Source organism: Clavibacter sp., assembly GCF_014802555.1.
Lineage (GTDB): Bacteria > Actinomycetota > Actinomycetes > Actinomycetales > Microbacteriaceae > Clavibacter > Clavibacter sepedonicus.
The window spans coordinates 1-22,438 of the sequence record NZ_JAAVCB010000078.1 but is presented as its reverse complement, the minus strand read 5'-3'; the positions used below and the strand labels follow the sequence as shown (position 1 = coordinate 22,438).

Sequence of the window (22,438 nt, the reverse complement as noted above, 5' to 3'; positions counted from 1 at the left end):
TATAGTCATGTCTATGATATAGGGGAATACCGAATAGCCATATCCGTTTATGCCAATGCTCGCCATTATCATTGATAGTAATTCTCACTATCGCCATAGATTATCTGTAATAATCCTCCTCTTGTTTAGATTGCTGGCTAATTTTTCCTCCGCCCATAATTAACTCATAATCCCGCTTTTCTTGATAAGAACGACTGTAAAAGCCTGTATATACCTTTTCAAGATTAGAACTTTTTGAAGTCAACCATTCAAATGAACACTTAAATTTATCTGATTCTCCTGATAAAAACGGAGTACAAGCGATAATGCGGAACACCTTATACAAGTCCTCAACGGTCAAATCGGCTTGTTTCAGGGCACTTCTGAGTTTGTTTTTTCGTTGTGGCGACCACCTCGTTATCTTAGGCAGAGAGACGCAAATTTCAGCCCATTTCTCGGCTATTTCGTCATACGGAAGTGTTATAACATCGCTCGGTTTATCTCCGATAATAACCGCGTCGGGGTTCTCAACGTAACGTTCTTTATAGAGATATACAAACAAGCGCTTGGCACCGTCTTCATCAATACGCACTTCCAACGCGCCTTTTGACTGCAATGACTTCAAGGTTGCTTTGATTGTCTTTGATGGCAATCCTAATGAACTTGCCAATGCTTGAACGCCACACACACACCCATTTGAATCGGAATAACTGTCTATCTCAATCAACACCGCCCTCTCATCTAAGGATAAATCAGAATGAGTCCAAATATGAAGCGGGACAGAAAGGTATTTTATCGTCCGTTTCATTTTTCTCCGCTTTCTTCGTACATAACTTGTAAACCGAACTCTTCAGCGAATGTGCGTTCTATTCGGCAGCCACGACTGAATTGCCATTCCTTACACAGAAATATCGCATCACAATCTGCCAACGCTCTAAGGTCTGCGCAAAGATAGTCTGCATAACTTGGGTTCTTACCACAATAAATCTCAAATGGGTTAACAATATCATGCCCTGCGCGACTAAGAGCCGATTTTACAAGATCAGCGTGTTCACGCGCATCGTTTATATCTCTGTTAGAGATTGGTAGTGAAATATAAATCTTCATGGTTCGACAATTAAGAGATTAATTGCATTGGCATTACAATAACTTGTAATTTATCGTTATCCTTTGTCGCGAAAAGAATTGGTCGGCTCGCATCATCCATGCGCATCAGTATTTCTCCATCAGGGATAACGCTTGCGGAAGTTGTAACGTGATTCACATTTGCACCAATCACTATATTTCCATTACACCCCCCATGAGATAGGTTTTCTATGGATTTTTTCATATATTCGAGATTGTCTACCGATAGCGTCATATCCATTTGGTTTATGTCGAATTTTACACATTCGGAAGCATCGCAGAATAAGGACACGCGACCTAAAGAGTCTATCAAGTCTTGCTTTTCCACGACACATTCCATTTTCCACGATTGCGGAATGACTCGTTTAAAATTAGGAAAATTGCCAGTTGCCTGAATCGTTCTGATAATAGTATTGCCAAAACGATAAGATACTTTGGTATCTGATATTTGAATTTCTACCACGTCTATTCCCTTACCAGCATTGATGATTGCTCTGAACACCGTTGGCATTATCAGCCAATGAATCACAGGAACTTCAATGCCGTCTAAATCAAACCATCCGTGTATCAGTTTATACGTATCGGTGGCGCAATATCCGAACTTATCCCCATGTTCAAGATAAGCATATATAGCGCACATTTGAGGTCTAAGATTATCAGACATTACGAACCCGCGACCGTTAGATACCGCGGATAATAGCATATACACAGGAATTTCGACCTTTGTTGAATCTCCCATCTCTTTCATTGGTGGATATTCTTCGGACGGTGCAGTCTGAAATTCTGCCTTACCCTTTTCGTGCTTTAATGACAAAGTGTTTTCAGATACGATTATTTCAATTGTATTACCTTTGATTTTTGAAACAAACGCATTTAAGTCAGCCACATTGATAAGAAAGGAAGATTCCTCATCGCACTCAATCACGTCGATATACTTAGTTATCGAAGTATGGGTATCATTGGCTTCTAACTTCATTCGATTGCCTTTAGTCGTAATCTTGGCATTTTTTAGAATTTCTATAGGGGCTTTGGCTGGCGCAAATGGTAAGACTTCGGACAATGCTTGCGCAAATACCTTCCTATCTATCGTTATCTTCATTTTCTATATTTATTTGATTATCTGTTTTAGGAACTAATCTCAATTCAAAACCCAACCGGTCTGCTATCTCGGCAATAATGCCAACGTTTGCGCCACTCTTACCATCAATAATCCGATAGAATGTGGGTGCGCTTACGATGTCTGCCAATTTCCTATACATACTGTGCTTATTTTCGCCTTTTGCGTCAAGTGCTTTTACAAAAGTTTCAGACATATATTTCATGAATCGCCCACCAGGAGTTTTAGGCCTACGCTTTTCGTAATCGTATTCGTATTTTTTTGCCATATATTTCGAATTGTTTTTTACAAATTTAGTAAAAATATTTTTGATATAAAAATTTTTAACTATATATTTTAAGCCGAATATAAATTCCTGCATTTATATATCATATTCCACGCTCTCGGCACTGTGAACGGCATCCCCCTTGCAGTCAGATACCCCATTGCGTTAAGGTCTTGCACAAATTCGGATACAGATTTGCTATCCATGATTTTTCCATGTTTTTCCTCAAAAAGATTCAAGTATCGCAAGAATGACAAATTGTATTGATTTGCTTTCGCTTTGTCTTTTCGGGCATTTACGGATGATTCTATGGCGTTTTGTGACGCAGTGCATCCTTTGGGGCGACCTAACACAACCCCATTCTTTTTTTTAACTGCCAAAGCATTCTTTGTTCGTGTTGAGATAAGTTCCCTTTCATATTGGGCGACTGATGCGAACATACCCAATACCATAGTGTTGCACAATGGCATATCGCAGAAGTAAATATCAATGCCTGTATTCTTGATTTGGAATATAAACTCAACATCGCGGGCGAGTCGGTCAAGTTTCGCGATAACAAGAGTTGCACCTGTTTCCTTGCAATAATCTATTGCATTCCACAGACCTTTGCGGATTCGGGATTTTCCACTTGCAACATCTTTAAATATCTTATCGGTTGAACCATTGACGCTATCAATATAGTTTTGACATATATCAAGTTGGCTTTCAAGTCCCAACCCTGTTGCGCTTTGCTTGGAAGTGCTGACACGTTGGTAAATTACATACTTTTTCATAACGTAGTGGATTTATGAATTAAACTTAGCAGAGGGCGAGGAGAGTTGCCCTCCTTAATCATTCAAGTATCTTAGCGATAACATCACCGCGATAATCGTTCTTGGTAAGATTGACAAATTCCTTTATCGTGAAACTGTCTTTTTCTATGTCAATACCATGTTGTTGAGCGAAATTACGCCTACCCATTTCACACGAACCCGTCAGTTTATTATGCCACTCATAGAGTTCTTTCGCAGGAATCTTTACATCCTTATCAGGGTATGTTTCCTTGAACTTCTCTATACGTTCGTCCTCGGATAGATTTTGAAATGCCTTACTACGGGCATCCTCAAATGCCTTATGCAATGTTTCTCCGTGAGCGAAGTATCTGTCGTCAACTTTGGCTATAAAGCAGTCTTCGGTTGTGAAATCACGATTGAGGATTCGTCCTTTTGCATAATTGCCGTGAATTGAATCAATGAGCGTGTTGACGCCATCTACCTCATAGACTGTCTGTCCGTTCCATTCTTTAACGCCAGAGCCAGAGCCAGAGCCAGAGCCATCGCCATAGCCAGAGCCAGAGCCAGAGCCAGAGCCAGAGCCATAGCCATAGCCAGAGCCATAGCCAGAGCCAGAGCCATCGCCATAGCCAGAGCCAGAGCCATAGCCAGAGCCAGAGCCAGAGCCATAGCCAGAGCCATCGCCATAGCCAGAGCCAGAGCCATAGCCAGAGCCAGAGCCAGAGCCAGAGCCATAGCCAGAGCCATCGCCATAGCCAGAGCCATAGCCAGAGCAAATATCAATGCTCAGGAATTTCTTTATCGCATTTTCCATTCGCTTACTCCTGTTATAACCTCAACTGCCTTATCTGTGCAAGGGATTATTTCAATCACGTCAAGAATGACGATTTCGGGAACAGTGACCGTAAACATACAGTCTCTTGGATTCTTTACACCTTCTACCGCGAGTTGCGATAGAGATGCCGCTCCACTCCAACGCCACAATCTGCGACAGTTGTTTAGTTTTACCTCTTGACCGTTCTTTTCAGCGAGTTCGCCGAAAAATACACCGCTTCTATCTCCACGGATAATTACTTTCTTTCCAATCATTTTTCTTGAAAAATTTTAAGTTAAACATTAAGTTGGTTGTATCTTTGCAGACGGTTGGTGTACCGTCTTATTTTAGATTGTATAAGTCCATAAAGTTTTTTTCTGCTCCATCATAATCATAATCGGATTCGGCAAGTTCTTTATCGCAAGATAGACTGCTATGTTTATTTATCATGTGAAGTTCCCGATTATCTTGACCGTTGATAGAGACACCTATTCTGCGCAAGTGAAGCAACGACGATGATTCTTTCAACTCACAGTCTGTGTACTCTCTATCACGTTCCATTTTGGCAATGTAGGCGGATAGAATCGGCATGAACGACTTGATTTTGTTGTCATAGACAAGTCTTATAAGCAACGATTCTATATCGTCCGAGGGTCTAAGATATTCTTCGTTGATGTAATTTTGAAGTTCTGAAATTTTCATATCGGTTGAATTTAAGTTTGACTTTTTTGTTTTAGGCTTCTTTCTTTGGGAGTTATGAAATAACTCCTTTCTTTGAAACTAACACAACTGCTAATGTTTTGAGGTAGATTTAAGACACTAATTTCCCTAAGGACGCTGCAACACGCCTTGAAAATTAGTGCCATGAACCACAACTGCCGTAGCCCGTCGGTGAGTTCGCGACACATTGACCCTTTCATATCAATTAGTCAACTTGGAGTATTCTGACGGATATGCGCCCAAGACTCGGCTACTCCAACGGATTTCTCCGCTTCCCTGCCTTAGCGGTTTGTCTTCACTTCTACCGCGTTGTCGCTATGACCGAACTGAGACCGCTTTGGGTAACGTGACAGATAAATCATAGTCAAGCAAATCGTGTTTGTTTACTTCCTATCCCCGTCCACATTTCGCTCGTTTAGGGCAATAAAAAAAGTAAACGCACCACCCAAAGTTTTGCAGACGCGGTAGTGCATTTACTTGCTATTGAGAATCGGATTCAATCAAGAATCGTCTGGATAGCCAATATGATTTAGGATGTGCCTCTCAAACCGCGTCTGCATTGGGTTGATTTTGCACTACAAAATTAATAATTATTTCCGAATCCACAAAATAAATTCAGAAAAATTTTAAAAAAAGTTTTGAAGAGGGCGGTACTCTCACTGCCGCCCTCCGATAGAGTTTTTACAGTTCTTTCTTTACCATATCCAAAGACATCAGTATCTCAGTATTCTTATTGCTAAGATACTCAAACTTGGCTGAATCAGTGTATTGACTACATCTTAAAATCCTTACCAAGTCTTTGATAATCTCAACGTCGTTACTATGATTTTTCCCCCACGTAGCAAATTTGATTAAGTTGCGTTTACGTTCAAATGAATCACTTGCGTAAAGCACATCATTAATCATACTTTCAGTGAATTTGAAGTTCAAATCTACCTGATTTTCAATTTCTCTGATTTCATCCTCTGTATATTCAGAGGGACTTGCATGGAGTGATGCGAGTTCACGCGCACGTTCTACGCTAAACTCTTCCTTGTGACACGATGTCGCGAACAATAGTAACATCGTAGTCAGAAACAAAAGTTTCTTTCTCATAATTTAGAAAATTTAATTGGTTATCATACGCACTATTGCGCATGATAGAGGGTCTTACAAAGCCCCCTCATACTCGTCATAAGGTATTAGTGTGTCGCCCTCAGTATAATCCTCCATCGCCGCCTCATAAGAGCCGTAGACAACAACAGAGAAGTCGGATTGCCATCTCAACGGGCATCCGTCTTTGTCAATAATTACATATTCCATAGTTGTAAAAAATTGGTGTTGAGGAGAGGCTTAGTCAGCCTCTCAATTTAACTTCAACGTTCTCATAGAGCCATGGTTTACGCGCCATTTCGTTTGTCAGTGCGTCAACCTCATGCTCAGATACATCAGAGTAAACTAATTCTCCGTCAGCGTAGATGTCGTATCTTTCGCCACGCGAATTATGACCGCTAAAGTTATCAAGGTCGTAATCTAATCTTGCCATATCTCATAAATTTAGTTAGCAAGAGGTTGCCGAAGCAACCTCTCATTATCCACGATGCACTTCTACGCGCACGCTGTTCTTTCGGAATCCGTTTATCTCACAGAACGTTTCTTTCTCATATCCTGCATAAAGACGTGCTTCGTTGATATTGGATGCAGATACAAAAAAAGTGCGCACATATTCATTCTTGCGGATTAAGTTTACAATGTATCTTTTCATAATCTAAAGTATTAAGTTAGGGAGAGGCTGTGCCTCTCATTTAGCAACATTGACAATGCGTTTGCCATGTCTATGATATTCCCTTACGATGGCATGATTACGATACACATAGACCCTATCGTAATATTCATTCGCCATCCATTCTTTAGCATACTTTATTGCTTCTGATAGTGTAGTTGCATCTTGCTTGTCATCTTCTCCCGAATCATAGGAGAAAGTGACGATGTGGTATTTTGCTTTCATAATCGTAAATATTAGTTTAGCGAGAGGAGTACTCCTCTCAAAGTCCATACGCCATTACAACATCATTAGGTACGATTTCAGCGTTTCTATTGCCGAAGCAAGGTATTGCGTCAAACAATATCCATTTGCCGTTTTTGAGCGGTGTGGCGTACTTTTTGAGCCATAGATACACATAGTCATTAGAGTTGTCGCATTTAATCCATTGTTTGCGTTTTCCGATTTCCATAATTCTAAGTATTAAGTTAGTCAGAGAGAGGCTCGTGGGGAGCCTCCGTTTTAAAGTTCGTAATACTCGCTCCACGGTAGATTGGTTTCAAAGAGCCAATCGCATGAGTAATCGTCATTTTCTTGTTCCCACTCTCCTACGATTTTATAATCACCGAACAGTAAAAGCAAGTTGCGGATGATGATATGTTCAATACCGTGGTATTTTCCGTAAGACACGATAATCGTGTTGTCGTTCTCTCCACAATAAGCTGTGTGTCCGATGTCTTTTAAATCTTCTTTTAATAGTACCATAATCTTTAGTTTTAGGTTAGCGGAGGGTATGCCCTCCATTAATAATTCCACATAAGTTCTTCAAACGTGCATAGACAATTGTCATATCGCCACCCCGTTTCAGGGTCTATGCGCCATGCTTTCCAATCTCCGCAAGAGGGACAGCAGAATGTGCAAGGATTATGTCTGCTGACATAGATTTCAATGGGATAATTTTCGTTGGTTGTGTCTTTGAAAACAAGCATCTATCCTTAAACTCCGTGGTCTGCTTTTGTTCTTTCTGTGTCATAATCATTCGTATTGATTAGCGCAGGGCGTTGCCCTGCAAGTTAGCGTTCAATCAGCGTGCGAGTGTCGCCGTGAACGATGTGCAGTTTATTCATCTCCCAATCGTATTCAAGAGAATATTCGCTAATCGTTGAGAACGGGAAATTAACCACATATCCAATCTGTCCGTATGAGCAGAATAATGGGGTTGTTTGAAGTATCCAACCGAAATATTTTCGAGGTTGGAGGTAACGCTCAAATGCAAACTTTCCACGGAGGATTGCATTACAAAGTCTTGTTATTATTATCATAACATTTCAATTTATTGGTTAGCAGAGGGTAGGAGAGATACCCTCTCATTAATAGTACCGGATCGGCAATAATAAGTTCTGCAACTCAACGCACATTTCGGCTATTGAATGTGCTTTCCATTGTGCAGCTGTGACGTATCCGGCATCCGTGTCGTTTTTAAGACATTTAGTCTGTTCTAAGATGCGGTATGCAATCTCGTTTGCTTGCTTTGCAATTTCTTCGTGTGTCATAATCATTCGCAGTTTATAATGACGTTACCTACTACTATGCGTTCGAAGCCGAGTTCTCTAACCGTTGCTGGGAATAATTGAATTACTCCGCTGTCAATGCGGGCAAAAAACGGAGTAGTACCCTCGCGGTGTCCGTTAGGGCATTCCACATAATTAGTGCTGAGATATTCAGCACCACCATCTGTCTTGTGATAATATACTTCCATAATCTTATTATTTGGTTAATAGCAGGAGGTTAGTTGCCTAACCTCCCTCACTCCATCGTCCTCACGGATTCCGTTGTGCTAACACATAACAAATTAACGTGAAAGGCTCGGAGAGTAAGCCTTCCGAAGTTACTTTTTCCCCCCACCGCATATCTCATTTAGAGCCTTGGCTCCAAACACAAGTACTACGAGTACATACAAAAGTGTTGCCATAATTAAATAGTTTTAAAGTTAATATTAATATTGATTGCGGTAGGCTCAACTCAAAAGTGAGCCTACGCTTATTAGAACGATTCTACCCACGCATTTGTGATAAGTTCCTCAATTGAATCAAGGAACTCTATAAGTTTTATACTTGAGTTGAAATTCTTTGTCTGCCCGATTGAATCAGATACTTTCCAATGGTCATATACGACTTCGGATTCTTTGTTGTTTGACATACCGCAATCTCCGTGGTCAATCATAAAGTATGCGTTGCCATTGGGATTCATTTCTTGAAAGTCGGGGTACTTAGTTTCCACGATGAGTCTCACCCCTGTCGGGTCGTCCAAGACCTGCAACATCATTAGTTCTATGTTCATAGTTGTAGTATTTAGTTGGTTATTTGCAAGTGGTCGGCTATGCCGTCCACCCTTAGAGGGATTTCCAATGTGCAAACTCTTCGGATTCGTGAAGCCATATCTCATCTTCATTCTCCCAATGCCAATCCCCTCCATCAAGTTGCCAGAATGTAATGCCGAAGCCTTCCTCAAAGTCTACGACATATTCTTCATACTCATAATCGCAACTCGTGCGTCCTTCGATATGTCCGCTTGCATTGAATATCTCCGCTATCTCTTGCGGTGTCTTGCCGTCATTCAGAGCTTGCTCTATCAGAGCGCATTTCTCTTTTATCTTTGTCTTATCCATAATTATGTATAGTTGGTTTGCAGAGGGCAATGCCCTCTTAGTCTTTCATTGCATCCGATAGGTCATATATCATCTGCTTTGCATTTACCATATCTTCAAGCACATCGCCCATGTGATAAGGTGCGCCATTCTTGCCATGACCCGATTCATCAAGATATATATAAGTTTCCTCGCATTCATCGAAGTCCTCAGCATAGTGCCAAAGCGCATCTTCAACATCGGATAGGGATTCAAATTCCTTATCCCAGATATTGACGATTAAGTCTTGTCCGGCGGGCGTATATCCCTCAAACTCGATATTCTCCTGACCGTCTTGTTCTCCGAATGATACGCTCCAATCGTTGTCGTTTGCAATCTCTTCGATTATCTGTTTCAGTTGTTCTGTCATAGTTGTGTAGTTTATTGGTTTAGAAGAGGGTTATTTAACCCTCCATTTCTTCAAAGATACGCTTCTTCAAAGATGTCTTTCCATTTTCTAAGAGTGGCGCACTTTTGCAGTTTCGTCACCATCCATTCTTCACTTTCTGCATCATAGTCATCTTTTGCCATTACGGAGCGCATTGACTTCCACGTTTCCTTAATCTCCGCATCTATCATCTCGGATATTTTACGCTTACCATCGTAATGCTCTTGTCCTGCGCAACTGATGATATTACCTAACATCATTGATTCTTCGCTTGTTATTTTCATATCTTTAAGTTTTTGGTTTGCCGGAGGTGGAGAGATACCTCCGTGGGTCAGAACTCGCCTTTGAGAATCTTGATACAGATTTCTCCGATGCGCTCGTGGGATAGCATATACGGGTTGCACACTCCAATAGACTGATACAGATTGAGCAAGTTTTCTACGCCTTTGCTATATTGCCAATGCTCATGCGTGTTCCGCCATGCTATAAGAGGCAGAACTTCCTCGTCAATAAAAGTCTGACGTTTAATGTAGTTGTTAGAGTAGTCAAGAAACATATTGGTAATCCAATTTGAATCACACTCGCACAAGTAGCACTTGTTCTTGTCAGACCACTTCTTTGAGCAAACGTCTACGAGTTCGCTCATAATCTCAGATGTTGTTTTTAACTCCATATTGATTCGTTTTTGGTTTAGTCAGTGGTCGCTATTAAACGACCACCGTTCATTAGTCCTCGTCTTTGTAGCGGTACTCGCCATCCACAAGTTCGTAGTCATCTTTCAGGTAAGGACGCAACTCAAACGCAAGGTCATAGGCTTCTCTTGAACCCTCATCGGGGAGATATTCAAACAACTTTCCATCCTCGTAGCCGCGTTCCCCACAGTTATATGCGGTGGCCTCGTCAGCCCATTTATGGATGAATTTCACGTCAGGGAATCTCTCAGCAAGCGCCTCTATTACGGGGTGAGGCGCACTCCATGCGGTCTGAAACTCAACGACATTTTCGTGTTGTTCAACCTCATAGGCGTTCCACTTTGTACCCCATTTGTCAATAGACCATTCGTACCATGTGATATAGCCATGATTCACGATGTTGTTGAGATAATTCTTGCCGAGTGAGATGCACTTCTCGAAGCGTTCGGGATTTTCGGCTTTCATTTTCTCCATATACTTGTAGTGTTCGGAGTTTTGATAGCCTATTCCTCTTTCGTTGACACCCACAAGATACTTCATCCCATCATTACCCTCAGATGAACTTGTTATGTCAAGTTCATCAGGCCGCGAAATTACGTTGTTGAAGTCAAACGCATCCTCTTCACCCTTGATAAATTCAAGTACTTCGTTTACTATTTCTTCTGTGCCGATGATTTCGACACGGTTCTGTACATGATTTGGCATAATAATTAAGTTTTAGTTTGTTTTTGGTTATTGCGGAGGGCTGACGGACATCCCTCACTCTTAGGCGAATTGCTTGTGCCATACGGTTTCAAGGATGAGATGCAACTTGAATAGGTCATCTTTCATTTCTTGCGCCCAATAGAAACGTGGATTCTCCAATTCCCAAAGGCGGTTGGATTCAAATAACTCCTCTTTGAGTTTCCAATAGGCTTCTTCAACCTCATCGTTCCATACGCCGATAGCGTCAAGCGCGTTTGCACGGATGATGTAGTGCTTGATTTGCTCTTTGATTTGTATTCTGTATCTCATAACTTCATTGATTTGGTTTAGTAGAGGGCGTATTAAACGCCCTCTGTTTAGTCACGCCATTCTTCCCAATAGATGTAATCATGCAACTTTGCCATCACTTCATTCAATCCCGCATCTTCTTTCAGCCCTAAGAATGGTGCTAAAAATCTTCTACCATAGAGATGCAGTAAAATAGATTTTACCTTTTCGCAATCCGAGCGATAGTGAATCCCTGCAAGTTCAAGGGTCTGAATCGAAATTAAGATTTGTTCCTTTAGGTTCATAACTATATTGATTTGGTTGGTGCGAGGCGTTAGCCTCACTTGTACCCCATATATTCGCGATACTCGTCAATCCCGCCACATAAGTCAGTGAGTAATGATATGAACTCATTGTCCCGACAAGGGGCGCATTTTATAGCCACTCTTAAGGCTCTTTTGATTACATCTTCTTTCATGGTTGTTGGTATTGGTTAGTGCGAGGCGGAGAGATGCCTCGCCTTAGTCAACTGAAAAACAACTTCTCGGCTTTCTCATTTTGCCCCATAAGCAACAAGTCCATGACTTTCTCATACTTCTTAGGGCATTTGTTGTAACGCCTTATCACGTTGCATGAAGCCCAATCATTCAAATAGAGTTCCTTGATGATTACAGTCTTCTTACCCTCAGCGTTGAGAATGTAGTTGTCGTTCAGTGTTCCCTCTATCTTATAAACCATACCATCATATCCGAGGTAGCGGTCTATCAAGTTAGATATTTGTTCGTTTGTGATTGTGTATAGCATAATTGATAGTTTTTTAGTTAGTGGGGCAGGGCGAGGAGTTTGCCCTGCGTTTCACATCAGTATCTCGTAATCACATCCGAAATATAAACTGAAATACAAGTCCTTCACGATGCGGTGCGCCCGCCATGAAGAAGTCTTTCACGCCATCGGCATGTTTTTCAATCCACAGTTGAAAGGATTCCATATCCCTTTCCTCTTTGGGATTGTTGATGTTTACTTTAATTCTCATAATATTTAAGTTTTGGTTTAGTGAGCGGTCTAATAAAAGACCGCTTTTATCATTCTGCTCTACCTATGACGTATGATGCCTTAAATCCCATCATGTGGCATACGACCATGCAAGCCTCTTCAATAACTTGTTCAAAAACTCCTCCGTCTTGGAAGTCCGGCCATCCGAGGGTCTCACAAAAATGGCTGTAATTGATGACATTTAAATCAAACTCACACGATTTGAGGTCAAAATCTGCACCATTAATTAATCTATACGCTTCATCAAAGGCATCTTTGAACATAAGCATCCTTGTCTGTTCGGGATTGTGTTTAAATCCCTCAATGATTTGCTCTATTGTCATATTGATGTTGTTTATTAGTTAATGTGTAGAGGGTGAGATATTCACTCCTCCGTTAGTAGAGCATTTATATATGGCTCATCCTCTTTATACCAAGAGCGAAGCACCGCAAATCCAGCAGGTGAGCGTTCATCCATACCACGATATAAAGCCGAGACGTAAGCATCTGCCTCAGCCTCGGTTTGAAATACCTCACGAGAGTAATCTTCTTGCTCTTTAAAATAGTCAAGTTCCTCATAGTAGCGAGCATCCTCAGCATAAGTATCGTCAATAATGTAAATGGTATATTTCATAATGATTTAATTTTGGTTATTAGCAAGTGGTGACATTTTGTCACCACTTTGTTAGGCGATTGCCATTTCCTCTTGCTCGGCTACATATATTGATTCGTCCAATTCAGTAGCGAAGTTGTAACTGATTCCGAACGTTCCGAATGCATCCCAGAACCACGACAGTAAGAAATCTCGATCGGCGTTGGTCTGCTCATCTTGCGCACCCTCATCAAGACGCTTTACCATATCAGCAAAGTCACCTTTGTAGTCGTAGCGAATATTTTTAAAGTTCCCTGCAATATGCGTGTCACTCATGTGAAGATATTTCTTCATTGACTTGTTAAGGTCATTTGCGAGCCATTCAATATGTTCTTCAACAATATCATTGTCAGACCATACTGTGAACACGAAATAAGGGTCATCCTCGACTTCTGAAATCTTTTCAGCGAATATCTCGCGGATGTCGGACTTCAATTCGTCCATATTCATATACTCTTTCATAATATAGTTAATTGGTTATTAGGGAGAGGTGAAACTTAATCCACCTCCGAGAGGTCGGCTACAATTGACTCGGCCAACTCTCTTTTCGCTTGTTCAACGTGGCGCGGTGCGAACCAATCAACAAAACGTCGTCTGTATTCACGTCGCGCCTGCTCTATAACATGCCCGAGGTGCATCCATAGTTCATCTTCGGTTATGTCCGACTTATCCATTATATACGATGAATAAGTCAGTGCATCCTCATACATCTCGGGAGTCACCGCTGAAAATAGTTCACTCATAGTTGATTCCGATTTATTGGTTTGGTATATTGGGGAGAGGCCTTGATTATTCAAGACCTCTCAAAGATTCATACGGCATAAGAATGTCATCGTATGGTTCAAGTTCGGGAAAGTAAATAACACTATCCCCGATAAGCACACATGCGTCACTCATTGTTAACCTCCTCCCCTGCAAATAAGTTGCCTAATTTATCCGCTAACTTTGTATCCTCAATCGCATACGACGCGAAGAGCAATGCAAAGAATCCGAAGAGTACCGCTACAATAGCCATTATAGGCTCATTTAGCGCGATAAAGAGTGCGAATGATACAATTGCACTTATCGCTGAAAGAAAGGCGAGAATAACGCCTAAAATGATTTTCTTCATAGTTGAATGGTTTATTTGGTTTGGTATGTGGCAGCCGGCGCCGCCACATTTGTTAGTAGGTCTCATGCCGCTCTATCACACCCGGCACAACCTCACACCATACGATAGCACATTCAAGCACTTTTGCCTGACTCTTGCGGATTGTGTGGTGTGGGTCAATCACACATCGCCCTTTACATTCCTTATCGGCAAAGTATGCCATGCCATAGTAAAAGAACTCGCCCCAAGTATGCTTGTAGTACGTCTTGACTTTCTTTGCATAGCGTTTCACTATGCAGTCGTTTTCTTTCAATCGTCTTAGGTTCATAACTTGAAATTTAATTGGTTGTAGTAGGCGGTTACCGAAGCAACCGCCCTAAGTCAGAGGACTGAAAGTTCGCTCACAATCGCATCGCGGTCGCCGAGTTGCCACAGTTCAAAGAGTTTTTCTTTGATGCTGTTTACAGTATCGCACCATCTTTTGAGGGTCTTTGTGTTGGCTCTCTTCAACGCTTCGCAAAAGACATTCATCCCATCATAGGGGTATCCGCGTTCGATTACATAGTCGCCTCGGTGGATGAGTTCAAGATTGTCAAAGCGTACGAAGATCCCGCGCTTGCCACCGTAGTCTCCACGTGAATAATCCACAGAGATTCTGATAACATTGTCGTTGTTGATTTCTTTGTCAAATGTCATAATGATTAATTTAATTGGTTAAGGTTAGTAGGCGGTCGGTCAGTGCCAACCGCCTGAGAGGGTCAGAATATGTAGATTGCAGACGTTCTTCCGCATACGGCGTACAATTGACCCGATTCTCCTTGCAACAACATTCCGTTGCATCCATAGACACCCTGCGACCATCCTATTTGCGTGTAGTGTTCGGGAATGTCATTGCGACTGCTCGCGTTAGTCACATCAGTAGCCACTCCAAGGGCTACAAATCTCTTTAACTCTTTTTGCGTGAATCTCTTCATAATTGTTTTAATTTTTAGTATTGGAAGAGGGTCGCACTCTCACTGCAACCCTCGGTTTTTAGTAATTCTCATCTTCGTCGTCATCTGATTCATCGTCGTCAAGTTCCCCGATATACGGTTTCCATATTTCAGGGTGTTCAAAGATGTTGTCAAGTTCTTGGCGTGCCTCATCTAAGACTTCGTATTCACATGCAGTTTCGAGATTGCCATAGGCGTTGAATTTGATATAATCATCATTCCATGAATTATCACCGCCGAAATGCCATGCACGTACCGCTTCCATTGGGTTCGAGAAATAGACTTCAAAAAAATCTTCATCGAAGTCGTGCCATTCTTCGCCATCTTCCACAATATCGCGTTGATACATGAAATAGAGGCTCAGTTGCTCGCAATTGGGAAGTTCATAAAACGCCTCCCTGAACAATTCTAATTCAGTCATAATTATTCCAAAATTGGTTAAACATTGTTGGAGGCTTACCCACGGGTAAGCCTCCGGTTGTCATTCTGTGAGCATTTTGCGCATCTGATTGATGATGTCGTAGGATTGGGTTATACCTTCGTCTATATTACCCTTTAATTTGCCTACGACCACTTTACCTTGCCTCGTCTCTCTGTAAACATCGCCTGCAATAAGATTGATAATTTCGGCATTCGAGGAGATTGCACTCAATTTGTCAATCAAGTGCGAGAGATGGCTCTGCATCTCTTCAATCTTTGTTTCGTCTAACATAATTATTCTTTTTGGTTATTGGTTGGAGGCTCGCCCGTGGGTAAGCCTCCGTCAGTCACCACTTAACTTCAAGTGATTCAATCTGCTCTAAGATAGAATCGCACATCTCTTGCGTTAGCTCAACTCGGTCGTTCCAATTCTCGTCCACCTCGGTGCATTGGCTCATTAGGCTTCTCACGCCCTCAATCACCATGCAAACGGTGTATGCTTCGGGATTGTCAAAAGGATTGTGGAAGTGCTCGCCGAAGCTGAACTTCTCATACTCCCAATAGTCGGAAGCGTCATTCCACCATTCGCGGAGGTAGTCCATAGCATCTTTGCGACTGTAAGTGAATGTGCCGTCGCAGTTCATCCTTTGCGTCAGTTCCTGACCGAGGTCGCACATATACACCTCACATCCCACCCATTCGGGCAGCTCGTTCTTTATCTGCTCTTTGCAGAAGTCGTTAAATTCAGTCATATCAAGTTACATTTAATTGGTTTAGAAGAGGGTAGGACTCTCGCCCCACCCTCCGTTAGCCATAGATTCCTATTTGTCAAGAATCTTCTTGCAAGCCGCCGTTACGACCGCCAGAGTGAACATGAACACACTGGCTAACACACCGCAGATGAACACCACGGCTCCATCGTCACGAGATTTGGCTGCCATGATGAAACCGCCGATGATGCAAGCCATGCCCATCAGCACCTGCACCACAATGAGCAGTGTGATGAGCGACCTGTCGCTCGGCAGATTCGGTTCGGGGCGGTCGGGGATGCTCTTGCTATCCCGGACGGGAGAAGCCACCTTCAGCTTCTCAGGGTCATTTGGTAACATAATAGAAATTAATTTTGGTTATCATACGCGATATGCGCATGGCAGGAGGTCAGACCTTATCGGCAGACCTCCTCAAAATGGTTAAATAGTGAGCGGCACGGATTCCACTCCATGCCGCCCGATAGATTACGCCTCCTCGATTGTTATCGTCTCGCGCATCTTGGGAAAGTACTCCACTATCCACTTGTCATCATAGGTGTCGTGGTAGTCCGTTACATCCTCCTGCTTGAATAGCATGGAGAGGTATTCATCCACCACATACTCGGCGTTATCGTGGTCGGTGCAGTCAATTGTGCTTACCTCGTCCACGCGCCCTTTCATCTCCTCGGTATGGATTCTTACAATGTACTTTTTCATATTGAATCTTTTTTAAATTGGTTAATATTGGTGAATGGGGAGGAGGTCAGTCCTGCCCCACCCTCATAAAGCGAGCCACGTCGCTCTTGCTCAATCCATACTGCATACGGATAGCCTTGATGCGCTCCCGATACCCCCTGATAGCCTCATCCCGATAGTCCGGAATATCCCAATATCGGTCTTCGGTAAAATCCCGATGCTCAATATTGCATAAGAATAGACCACATCCACGCGGGTCTATCTCGGCAAACTTGATTAGATACTCCTTGCGCGTCATGGCTCCAGACCACACCTTTGTATAGGTATATTTGTAGCCCTTGTTTGCGCCCTTTTTCTTTTTGGTTGTGTGGATAGCGTAAGCCACCCCATCAAGTTCTTTCTTAGTCATTGTAGTTTCGTTTAATTGGTTATTTGCTCGGGGTAGGGTGTACGATACCCTCCAAAGTTCCTATATTACCCCGATAAACTGATTAATTCAGGTAGAACACTCGCCCGCCATCCTCTAAAACGGCTCCGGCATTAATCGGCAATCCCATCTGCATAACTTGCATATAGAAGGCATCTACTACACCCTCGGCTACAATTACACACTTCTTATCAATCAGTTCGATAATTTCTTTACTCATAATATGAATTTTTGTAGTTAATTGGTACCCCCGAGGTACACCCTCGGGACGCTCTAAGCCTAAACCCTATTTAGACACGCTTAGACGTGTTAATGCCACCCGATACACCCGAAAGCACGATACTCCATCGCTCTAACCTCCTCATAGGGAATGTTAGAATGAAAGAATAAATAATCATGGATAAACCAGTTTGACATATTGTCAAGTTTTCTATTGATTTTATTCATTACGCGCTCCATTGCCTCGGTTAAGGCAGTTTCATAATCGTAGTTCATAGTTATTCTGTTAATTGGTTAATACAACCTCCTCCCCACACCCTCAAAGGATGCAGGAGGAACGCACCGAGCCTAATGCCTGTTTATACTCGCTCGGTCGAGTTTTTTTAGATGAATTTCACTTGTCCGTTATACTCCAAAGTTACGGCTTCCTGATTCATCTCGCTTTTTATTGTCTCGCATAGTTCGAGGATAGCGTCTATATTTGACGCGAACGCCTCCGACTTACAGAATGAGTACACAATAGTTACTCGCTCTGTTATTAATCCATGCTCTGTGCTAACCCATCCGCCAACTGCATCGGTTGCAGTTGCCCCCCCGAAGAGTTTTGACAATGTAGTTAGCACACGTTTTACCATCTCAGAATTGTCGCACTCCTCCACAGCATTATTTGTTGTGGGCACATAGATAGCTACTTTTGAGTCGAGATCAAAAACGAATTTTTTTGCTTTCATAGTTCAGTTATTTAATTGGTGAATAAATGTGACTCGGGAGGGAATCGAACAAAGGTGTATCTATACAGTTACACCTCCTCCTCGGTACGTCTAAACGCACTTTATCCAATCGAGCCAAATAGAAAGCGGTCTATCGGCTAACCGACAAACCGCCCGAAGTGCATACTTTCACCGGTATGCAAGCGGATAAAAACCAATTGCAGTATTAACGCGAATCGGTCAAACCGGCTCGCTCCTGCTAAACTCAATTATGTTGCAGTGCTAACGCAAATATAGTTCACGCCCTAAAACGTTTACAAATTCGCTCCTGCTATCTCACTATATTGTAATAATCCAGTTCCCCCGAGCCGATCGGGTTCAATCACGGCAAAAATTGACAGCGAGTTATTATCTCGCAATTAATCCAAAGTTGCTATATGGCTTCTATTATTACATAGTTCAATCCGTTAACGCAGTTTATCCGCGCCTGAGTTAATCTATTTCAGTTCAGGAAAGGGCGTAACTCGCCCAGTAAAGGTACTATCCTTTTTAAGTGGTGTACTCATTACCTGAAATAGATGCAATTTTGCGAGTCGATCCACTCGCTGCCTCGGACTCCGCAATACCCGCTCCCTCCGTATTGCCTTCGGGTTAATGATATTGTAAGCATCTCCGAGCGCCTCGGTTAATTGCTAACCTTCCATTATTATCATTGTACGCTTTTGCTTTTCGGGGTTCCGCTCCTCCTCTATAGGTATCTCTGCGTTAACTTTGATATTTTCCCTATTTCGGCGGGGCTTCCGTCCCGATTGCGATTGCAAAGTTAATACATGATTTCAAAATGCCCAAATATTTTACACAAAAAATTTAAAAATAATTTCATTTTATTTATAACTATCTAAAAATCAATGTAATGCAACGATTAAAAATTTACAATAAATGATGATATACTTATGCAAGAGATATTTATTGCTATAAATAGTTGAAAATTAATATATTATAATAAAAATGAAAAATTTTTGAAAAAAATATACTAAAATATTTGCAAAATTAAAAAACATGTATTAACTTTGCGCTCAGAAAATCAAATATAACACATAACAAAAAAATTAAAATCATGACTACAATTGTTAAAAATGCAGAAGTAAGCAAAGATCAAAAAATCGAAAATGTAGTAAATGTAATTGCAAGCGAAGCAACATCAACCCGCGCAATTATCCGCGCGTTGTGGGAAGTGCGAAATAATAGCAATGTAGCAGACTTCGCAAATGTTATCTTTGCAGACTGCAATGATGATACAAGCGCAAAAGTTGCAATATCGGCTGGTTTAAAAAGATACATACAATTATGGGAGGTTAAAATTGTAGATGCCGAAGGTAAACCTCAAGCAGGCAAAAAAATTAAAGTTGCAAAAGGTGTGTATACATACGAGGCATTACCGCAATTATTAGCGCTCCGCGAAGCAGTAACCGGATATTATAACGGTGTTAAACAAATAACTGTAGAGTCTGGTAAATATTACGATGAAAATAACAATACAATAGATTACAACCCCGAAAAAGCAAAGGAGGAGCGCAAGGAGAAGGCACAAAAAACTAAAGAGGAGAAGGCGAAAAAACAAACCGAAGAAACGTTGAAAAATACCGATATAATTACGTTGCTTAATTCAGCACTTGTGAAAGCAGAATCAGCGGAATTAAAAAAAGCAATTGCAACCGCAATTTCATTAGCGTAATAAGTTAGATATATATCTTAAAACATTAGAGTCTGCAATTAATGCAGGCTCTTTTTTTGTGTGTATAAACATCTCCACTAATAAACATCTCTATATATTGCGGTGGTGTGGTGTGGTGTGGTGTGGTGTGGTGATGATATAGTAATAGTGCTTGCAATTGCCGAAAAAATTGTTTTACATATTGCATTACAACAAAAACAATACAAATATTATCGTTGTCGCTTATTTTGAGGTATCATTTGAGGGCGCAATTATATAAAGATATATATTTATATACTCAAGCAAATTTATACGCTTAAATAAGCCTAATTTTGAGTTTTTTAATATCGCGATGTTATTTTGTGTGTAAAACGTTCGATTTATATACGATATAGTGCAATACAGCCGTATATAGGGGATTGGATACCCCCCCCCCGATACAGAACACAACCCCGACCCCTACCTCATCTCGAATTTTTTTTATTTTTTTTTATTTTTTCAATTCAAATAAAACCACTACCTTTGTACTCAAATCATGTATATTGATATAAGTTCTCGTTGATTAATCGATGTTGTGAACCCTTTGTCTGAGAAGATAGAGGGCTTTCTTTTTCTTCAAGCGATTTTAAGACCCATTTGAGGATTCTTTAATGCTTAATGATATAGTTTATCCATTTTTACAACAGAGTCGATTTTTGGGGCATTTCTGAGCGATTTTGAGGCATTGGCACAATATATGTAGTATCGGACATGGCAAACAGTCATCAAGAATCATTGTATTGTTTCTGATTCTGTTCTGATGTTTGCAGTCCTGATGGTGCTTGTTTTTTTGGCAGTGCTTCTTTCTTTGTATATTATAATTTATTATAATATATTTCTTTATATATATATTCTCATATAATTTTTCTTTTTAATTTGAAAGATAATATATATATTAAGTTCATTCTTTTATTTTTTCTTTTTATCAAAATAAGCGAAATTTCGGGGGTCAATCATGCTCTGCAACATATTCCCAAAGATTTTTCCTTTTAAATTTGGAACTTACAACAAAATGTCGTAACTTTGCACTATGAATCTTAACCACCACCTCTAAGGTTCATTGAGAAGATATTTTTAAATCCTCCGTTAGAATGCGTGGTGGCGTCTTTCGGGGGATCTTTGTTTTTGCGCGGATTTCATCCGCGCAAACATTAATATCAGCGAAAATGACAATAGAGACAAAATTCAACCTCAATGAAGAGGTCTGGATAATGCAAGACAACAAGCCATATTCTTTTAATATCTGGGATATTCAGATTACGACAGGACTTGTACCGACTGACTACTATGGCGCAAAGATAACGAGTAGCATCAAATATCGCGGATATGGTGGTTCTGCGCCGTGGTTCTACGAACATCAGTTATTTTCCACCAAAGAGGAACTGCTTGCATCGCTCTAACACCCCACAATAAGACTGCGAGAATATGGAAAAACTCAATGCGATAGTGTTAGCGGGCAAGGTGTACGAGGCTAAGTTAAGTGGCAGTTGTGAGGGATGTCATTTCAACAAAGGCAATACTGATAACTGCTGGTTATTTCAACTTTGTGGGAACTTAGGATGTATCTTCCGCTACTCCCAATCCCTAACCGACAAACTCAACGACAAATGAAACATCAAATAGCCACTAACCCCGACCAATCCAAGCGTCTACTCGCGTGTGGTGTTGACCCGAATACGGCGGATATGCTGCTTTATGACAATGCGCTATCCGTGCAAGTCAGAGGCTTAGGCAAAATACCTAAGTGTGCAACCCCTGCGTGGTCGCTATCTGCGTTGCTCGCACTTTTGCCTATGGAAATAAAAAAAGATGGGATAGACTTTGATATGATGTTAAAGGCTTATCCCAACGAAGAAGAATGTTATCGTTGGTGTATAAGTTATTATGATTTGGAGTTAGACGCGACCGCATATTATTCCGAAGCACCTGACCCGATAGAGGCGTGTGTAAGAATCGTGAGAACCTTGACTGATAACGGCTACACCCTAAACACGAAATAACATGGACGCAGATAAACTAAAAGAAGCAGTCATAGATTACAGTACATACACAGATAGTGATGATTACGATGTTACTATGTTTGATGCCTTTACGGATGGTGCTTCATGGCTGATGCAGCAACCCCTCTCTGACCGCCTGACCGATGAGGAGAAAGAGAAGATAAAGGCGATGTATAATCGTAAAATTACCTATACAGACTAAATGGCAAAGAAATACGCAGAGGTTGATTTGCTTATCGCTATTTTCGGTATAGATCTTTTTGAACGAAAAAGTAATGACAATGAAAATTCTTGACATCACTCCACACAACGAAGCAAGACGCGCTATAATGCTCGGCAAACAAAATGAAATTTACCGTAGCATCTATCATTGTTGCGATAGATTTCTCAATGTAGATAGAGAGGGATATGGCTACTTTCAGCCTG

Annotated in this window: 30 protein-coding genes; 2 read left to right on the top strand and 28 right to left on the bottom strand. The window is 41.3% G+C overall.

Going from position 1 to position 22,438, the window contains the following annotated elements:
- Positions 1-100: 100 nt before the first annotated feature.
- The 28 genes from HDR73_RS08815 to HDR73_RS08685 form a co-directional block, all read right to left on the bottom strand.
- Positions 101-709 (bottom strand): hypothetical protein, encoded by a 609-nt coding sequence (locus tag HDR73_RS08815; protein WP_287136334.1) that lies wholly within the window; start codon positions 707-709, stop codon positions 101-103.
- Between the two features lie 74 nt (positions 710-783).
- Complete coding sequence (locus HDR73_RS08810; RefSeq protein ID WP_287136333.1) at positions 784-1,086, bottom strand: DUF4406 domain-containing protein; 303 nt, start codon at positions 1,084-1,086, stop codon at positions 784-786.
- 10 nt (positions 1,087-1,096) lie between these two features.
- Positions 1,097-2,203, bottom strand: a complete 1,107-nt coding sequence (dnaN, locus tag HDR73_RS08805) for a DNA polymerase III subunit beta (protein WP_287136332.1) — start codon at positions 2,201-2,203, stop codon at positions 1,097-1,099.
- A complete protein-coding gene (locus HDR73_RS08800) occupies positions 2,184-2,582 on the bottom strand; it encodes a hypothetical protein (RefSeq protein ID WP_287136331.1) in 399 nt (132 codons plus the stop codon). Before HDR73_RS08800 ends, dnaN begins: the two co-directional genes overlap by 20 nt.
- Complete coding sequence (locus HDR73_RS08795; protein ID WP_287136330.1) at positions 2,558-3,259, bottom strand: recombinase family protein; 702 nt, start codon at positions 3,257-3,259, stop codon at positions 2,558-2,560. The genes HDR73_RS08800 and HDR73_RS08795 overlap by 25 nt, the downstream gene beginning before the upstream one ends.
- A 58-nt stretch (positions 3,260-3,317) precedes the next feature.
- On the bottom strand, positions 3,318-4,073 hold the full coding sequence (locus tag HDR73_RS08790; RefSeq protein WP_287136329.1) for a hypothetical protein: 756 nt from the start codon (positions 4,071-4,073) through the stop codon (positions 3,318-3,320).
- Positions 4,058-4,348 (bottom strand): DUF6948 domain-containing protein, encoded by a 291-nt coding sequence (locus tag HDR73_RS16675; protein ID WP_502709178.1) that lies wholly within the window; start codon positions 4,346-4,348, stop codon positions 4,058-4,060. The genes HDR73_RS08790 and HDR73_RS16675 overlap by 16 nt, the downstream gene beginning before the upstream one ends.
- 2,225 nt (positions 4,349-6,573) lie before the next feature.
- Entirely contained in the window at positions 6,574-6,780 is a 207-nt protein-coding gene (locus HDR73_RS08785; RefSeq protein WP_287136328.1) for a hypothetical protein, read from the bottom strand.
- 276 nt (positions 6,781-7,056) lie between these two features.
- The gene (locus HDR73_RS08780) at positions 7,057-7,338 is read right to left on the bottom strand and encodes a hypothetical protein (RefSeq protein WP_287136327.1); all 282 of its coding nucleotides are present in this window, start codon (positions 7,336-7,338) and stop codon (positions 7,057-7,059) included.
- A gap of 1,588 nt (positions 7,339-8,926) precedes the next feature.
- Positions 8,927-9,202, bottom strand: a complete 276-nt coding sequence (locus tag HDR73_RS08775) for a hypothetical protein (protein WP_287136326.1) — start codon at positions 9,200-9,202, stop codon at positions 8,927-8,929.
- 37 nt (positions 9,203-9,239) lie between these two features.
- Positions 9,240-9,590 carry a hypothetical protein gene (locus HDR73_RS08770; RefSeq protein ID WP_287136325.1) on the bottom strand — a complete coding sequence of 117 codons (351 nt, stop codon included), beginning with the start codon at positions 9,588-9,590 and terminating at the stop codon, positions 9,240-9,242.
- 50 nt (positions 9,591-9,640) lie between these two features.
- On the bottom strand, positions 9,641-9,892 hold the full coding sequence (locus HDR73_RS08765) for a hypothetical protein (RefSeq protein ID WP_287136324.1): 252 nt from the start codon (positions 9,890-9,892) through the stop codon (positions 9,641-9,643).
- Between the two features lie 441 nt (positions 9,893-10,333).
- Positions 10,334-11,005 carry a DUF1281 family ferredoxin-like fold protein gene (locus HDR73_RS08760; RefSeq protein ID WP_287136323.1) on the bottom strand — a complete coding sequence of 224 codons (672 nt, stop codon included), beginning with the start codon at positions 11,003-11,005 and terminating at the stop codon, positions 10,334-10,336.
- 60 nt (positions 11,006-11,065) lie between these two features.
- Positions 11,066-11,314 carry a hypothetical protein gene (locus tag HDR73_RS08755; RefSeq protein ID WP_287136322.1) on the bottom strand — a complete coding sequence of 83 codons (249 nt, stop codon included), beginning with the start codon at positions 11,312-11,314 and terminating at the stop codon, positions 11,066-11,068.
- A 47-nt stretch (positions 11,315-11,361) separates the two neighbouring features.
- Complete coding sequence (locus HDR73_RS08750; RefSeq protein WP_287136321.1) at positions 11,362-11,577, bottom strand: hypothetical protein; 216 nt, start codon at positions 11,575-11,577, stop codon at positions 11,362-11,364.
- 220 nt (positions 11,578-11,797) lie between these two features.
- Positions 11,798-12,076 (bottom strand): hypothetical protein, encoded by a 279-nt coding sequence (locus tag HDR73_RS08745; RefSeq protein WP_287136320.1) that lies wholly within the window; start codon positions 12,074-12,076, stop codon positions 11,798-11,800.
- Between the two features lie 70 nt (positions 12,077-12,146).
- Positions 12,147-12,305 (bottom strand): hypothetical protein, encoded by a 159-nt coding sequence (locus HDR73_RS08740; RefSeq protein ID WP_287136319.1) that lies wholly within the window; start codon positions 12,303-12,305, stop codon positions 12,147-12,149.
- 49 nt (positions 12,306-12,354) lie between these two features.
- Positions 12,355-12,648, bottom strand: coding sequence for a hypothetical protein (locus tag HDR73_RS08735; protein WP_287136318.1), 294 nt, complete (start codon positions 12,646-12,648; stop codon positions 12,355-12,357).
- Between the two features lie 41 nt (positions 12,649-12,689).
- Positions 12,690-12,938, bottom strand: a complete 249-nt coding sequence (locus tag HDR73_RS08730) for a hypothetical protein (protein WP_287136317.1) — start codon at positions 12,936-12,938, stop codon at positions 12,690-12,692.
- Positions 12,939-12,989: 51 nt separating this feature from the next.
- Positions 12,990-13,400: a hypothetical protein gene (locus tag HDR73_RS08725; protein ID WP_287136316.1), complete on the bottom strand. Its 411-nt coding sequence runs from the start codon at positions 13,398-13,400 to the stop codon at positions 12,990-12,992.
- A gap of 445 nt (positions 13,401-13,845) precedes the next feature.
- Positions 13,846-14,067 (bottom strand): hypothetical protein, encoded by a 222-nt coding sequence (locus HDR73_RS08720; RefSeq protein ID WP_287136315.1) that lies wholly within the window; start codon positions 14,065-14,067, stop codon positions 13,846-13,848.
- 360 nt (positions 14,068-14,427) lie between these two features.
- A complete protein-coding gene (locus tag HDR73_RS08715; RefSeq protein ID WP_287136314.1) occupies positions 14,428-14,742 on the bottom strand; it encodes a hypothetical protein in 315 nt (104 codons plus the stop codon).
- A gap of 336 nt (positions 14,743-15,078) precedes the next feature.
- Positions 15,079-15,459, bottom strand: coding sequence for a hypothetical protein (locus tag HDR73_RS08710; RefSeq protein WP_287136313.1), 381 nt, complete (start codon positions 15,457-15,459; stop codon positions 15,079-15,081).
- Positions 15,460-15,519: 60 nt separating this feature from the next.
- Positions 15,520-15,750, bottom strand: coding sequence for a hypothetical protein (locus HDR73_RS08705; RefSeq protein ID WP_287136312.1), 231 nt, complete (start codon positions 15,748-15,750; stop codon positions 15,520-15,522).
- 55 nt (positions 15,751-15,805) lie between these two features.
- Positions 15,806-16,210 (bottom strand): hypothetical protein, encoded by a 405-nt coding sequence (locus HDR73_RS08700; RefSeq protein ID WP_287136311.1) that lies wholly within the window; start codon positions 16,208-16,210, stop codon positions 15,806-15,808.
- 69 nt (positions 16,211-16,279) lie between these two features.
- Positions 16,280-16,537 carry a hypothetical protein gene (locus tag HDR73_RS08695; protein ID WP_287136310.1) on the bottom strand — a complete coding sequence of 86 codons (258 nt, stop codon included), beginning with the start codon at positions 16,535-16,537 and terminating at the stop codon, positions 16,280-16,282.
- 156 nt (positions 16,538-16,693) lie between these two features.
- Entirely contained in the window at positions 16,694-16,924 is a 231-nt protein-coding gene (locus HDR73_RS08690) for a hypothetical protein (protein ID WP_287136309.1), read from the bottom strand.
- A 46-nt stretch (positions 16,925-16,970) separates the two neighbouring features.
- Positions 16,971-17,312 (bottom strand): hypothetical protein, encoded by a 342-nt coding sequence (locus tag HDR73_RS08685; protein ID WP_287136308.1) that lies wholly within the window; start codon positions 17,310-17,312, stop codon positions 16,971-16,973.
- A gap of 2,064 nt (positions 17,313-19,376) precedes the next feature.
- Between HDR73_RS08685 and HDR73_RS08680 the strand changes: the two genes are divergently transcribed.
- Both HDR73_RS08680 and HDR73_RS08675 read left to right on the top strand, forming a co-directional pair.
- Positions 19,377-19,994 carry a hypothetical protein gene (locus tag HDR73_RS08680; protein WP_287136307.1) on the top strand — a complete coding sequence of 206 codons (618 nt, stop codon included), beginning with the start codon at positions 19,377-19,379 and terminating at the stop codon, positions 19,992-19,994.
- Between the two features lie 2,019 nt (positions 19,995-22,013).
- Positions 22,014-22,214, top strand: a complete 201-nt coding sequence (locus HDR73_RS08675) for a hypothetical protein (RefSeq protein ID WP_287136306.1) — start codon at positions 22,014-22,016, stop codon at positions 22,212-22,214.
- The last annotated feature ends 224 nt before the right edge of the window (positions 22,215-22,438 follow it).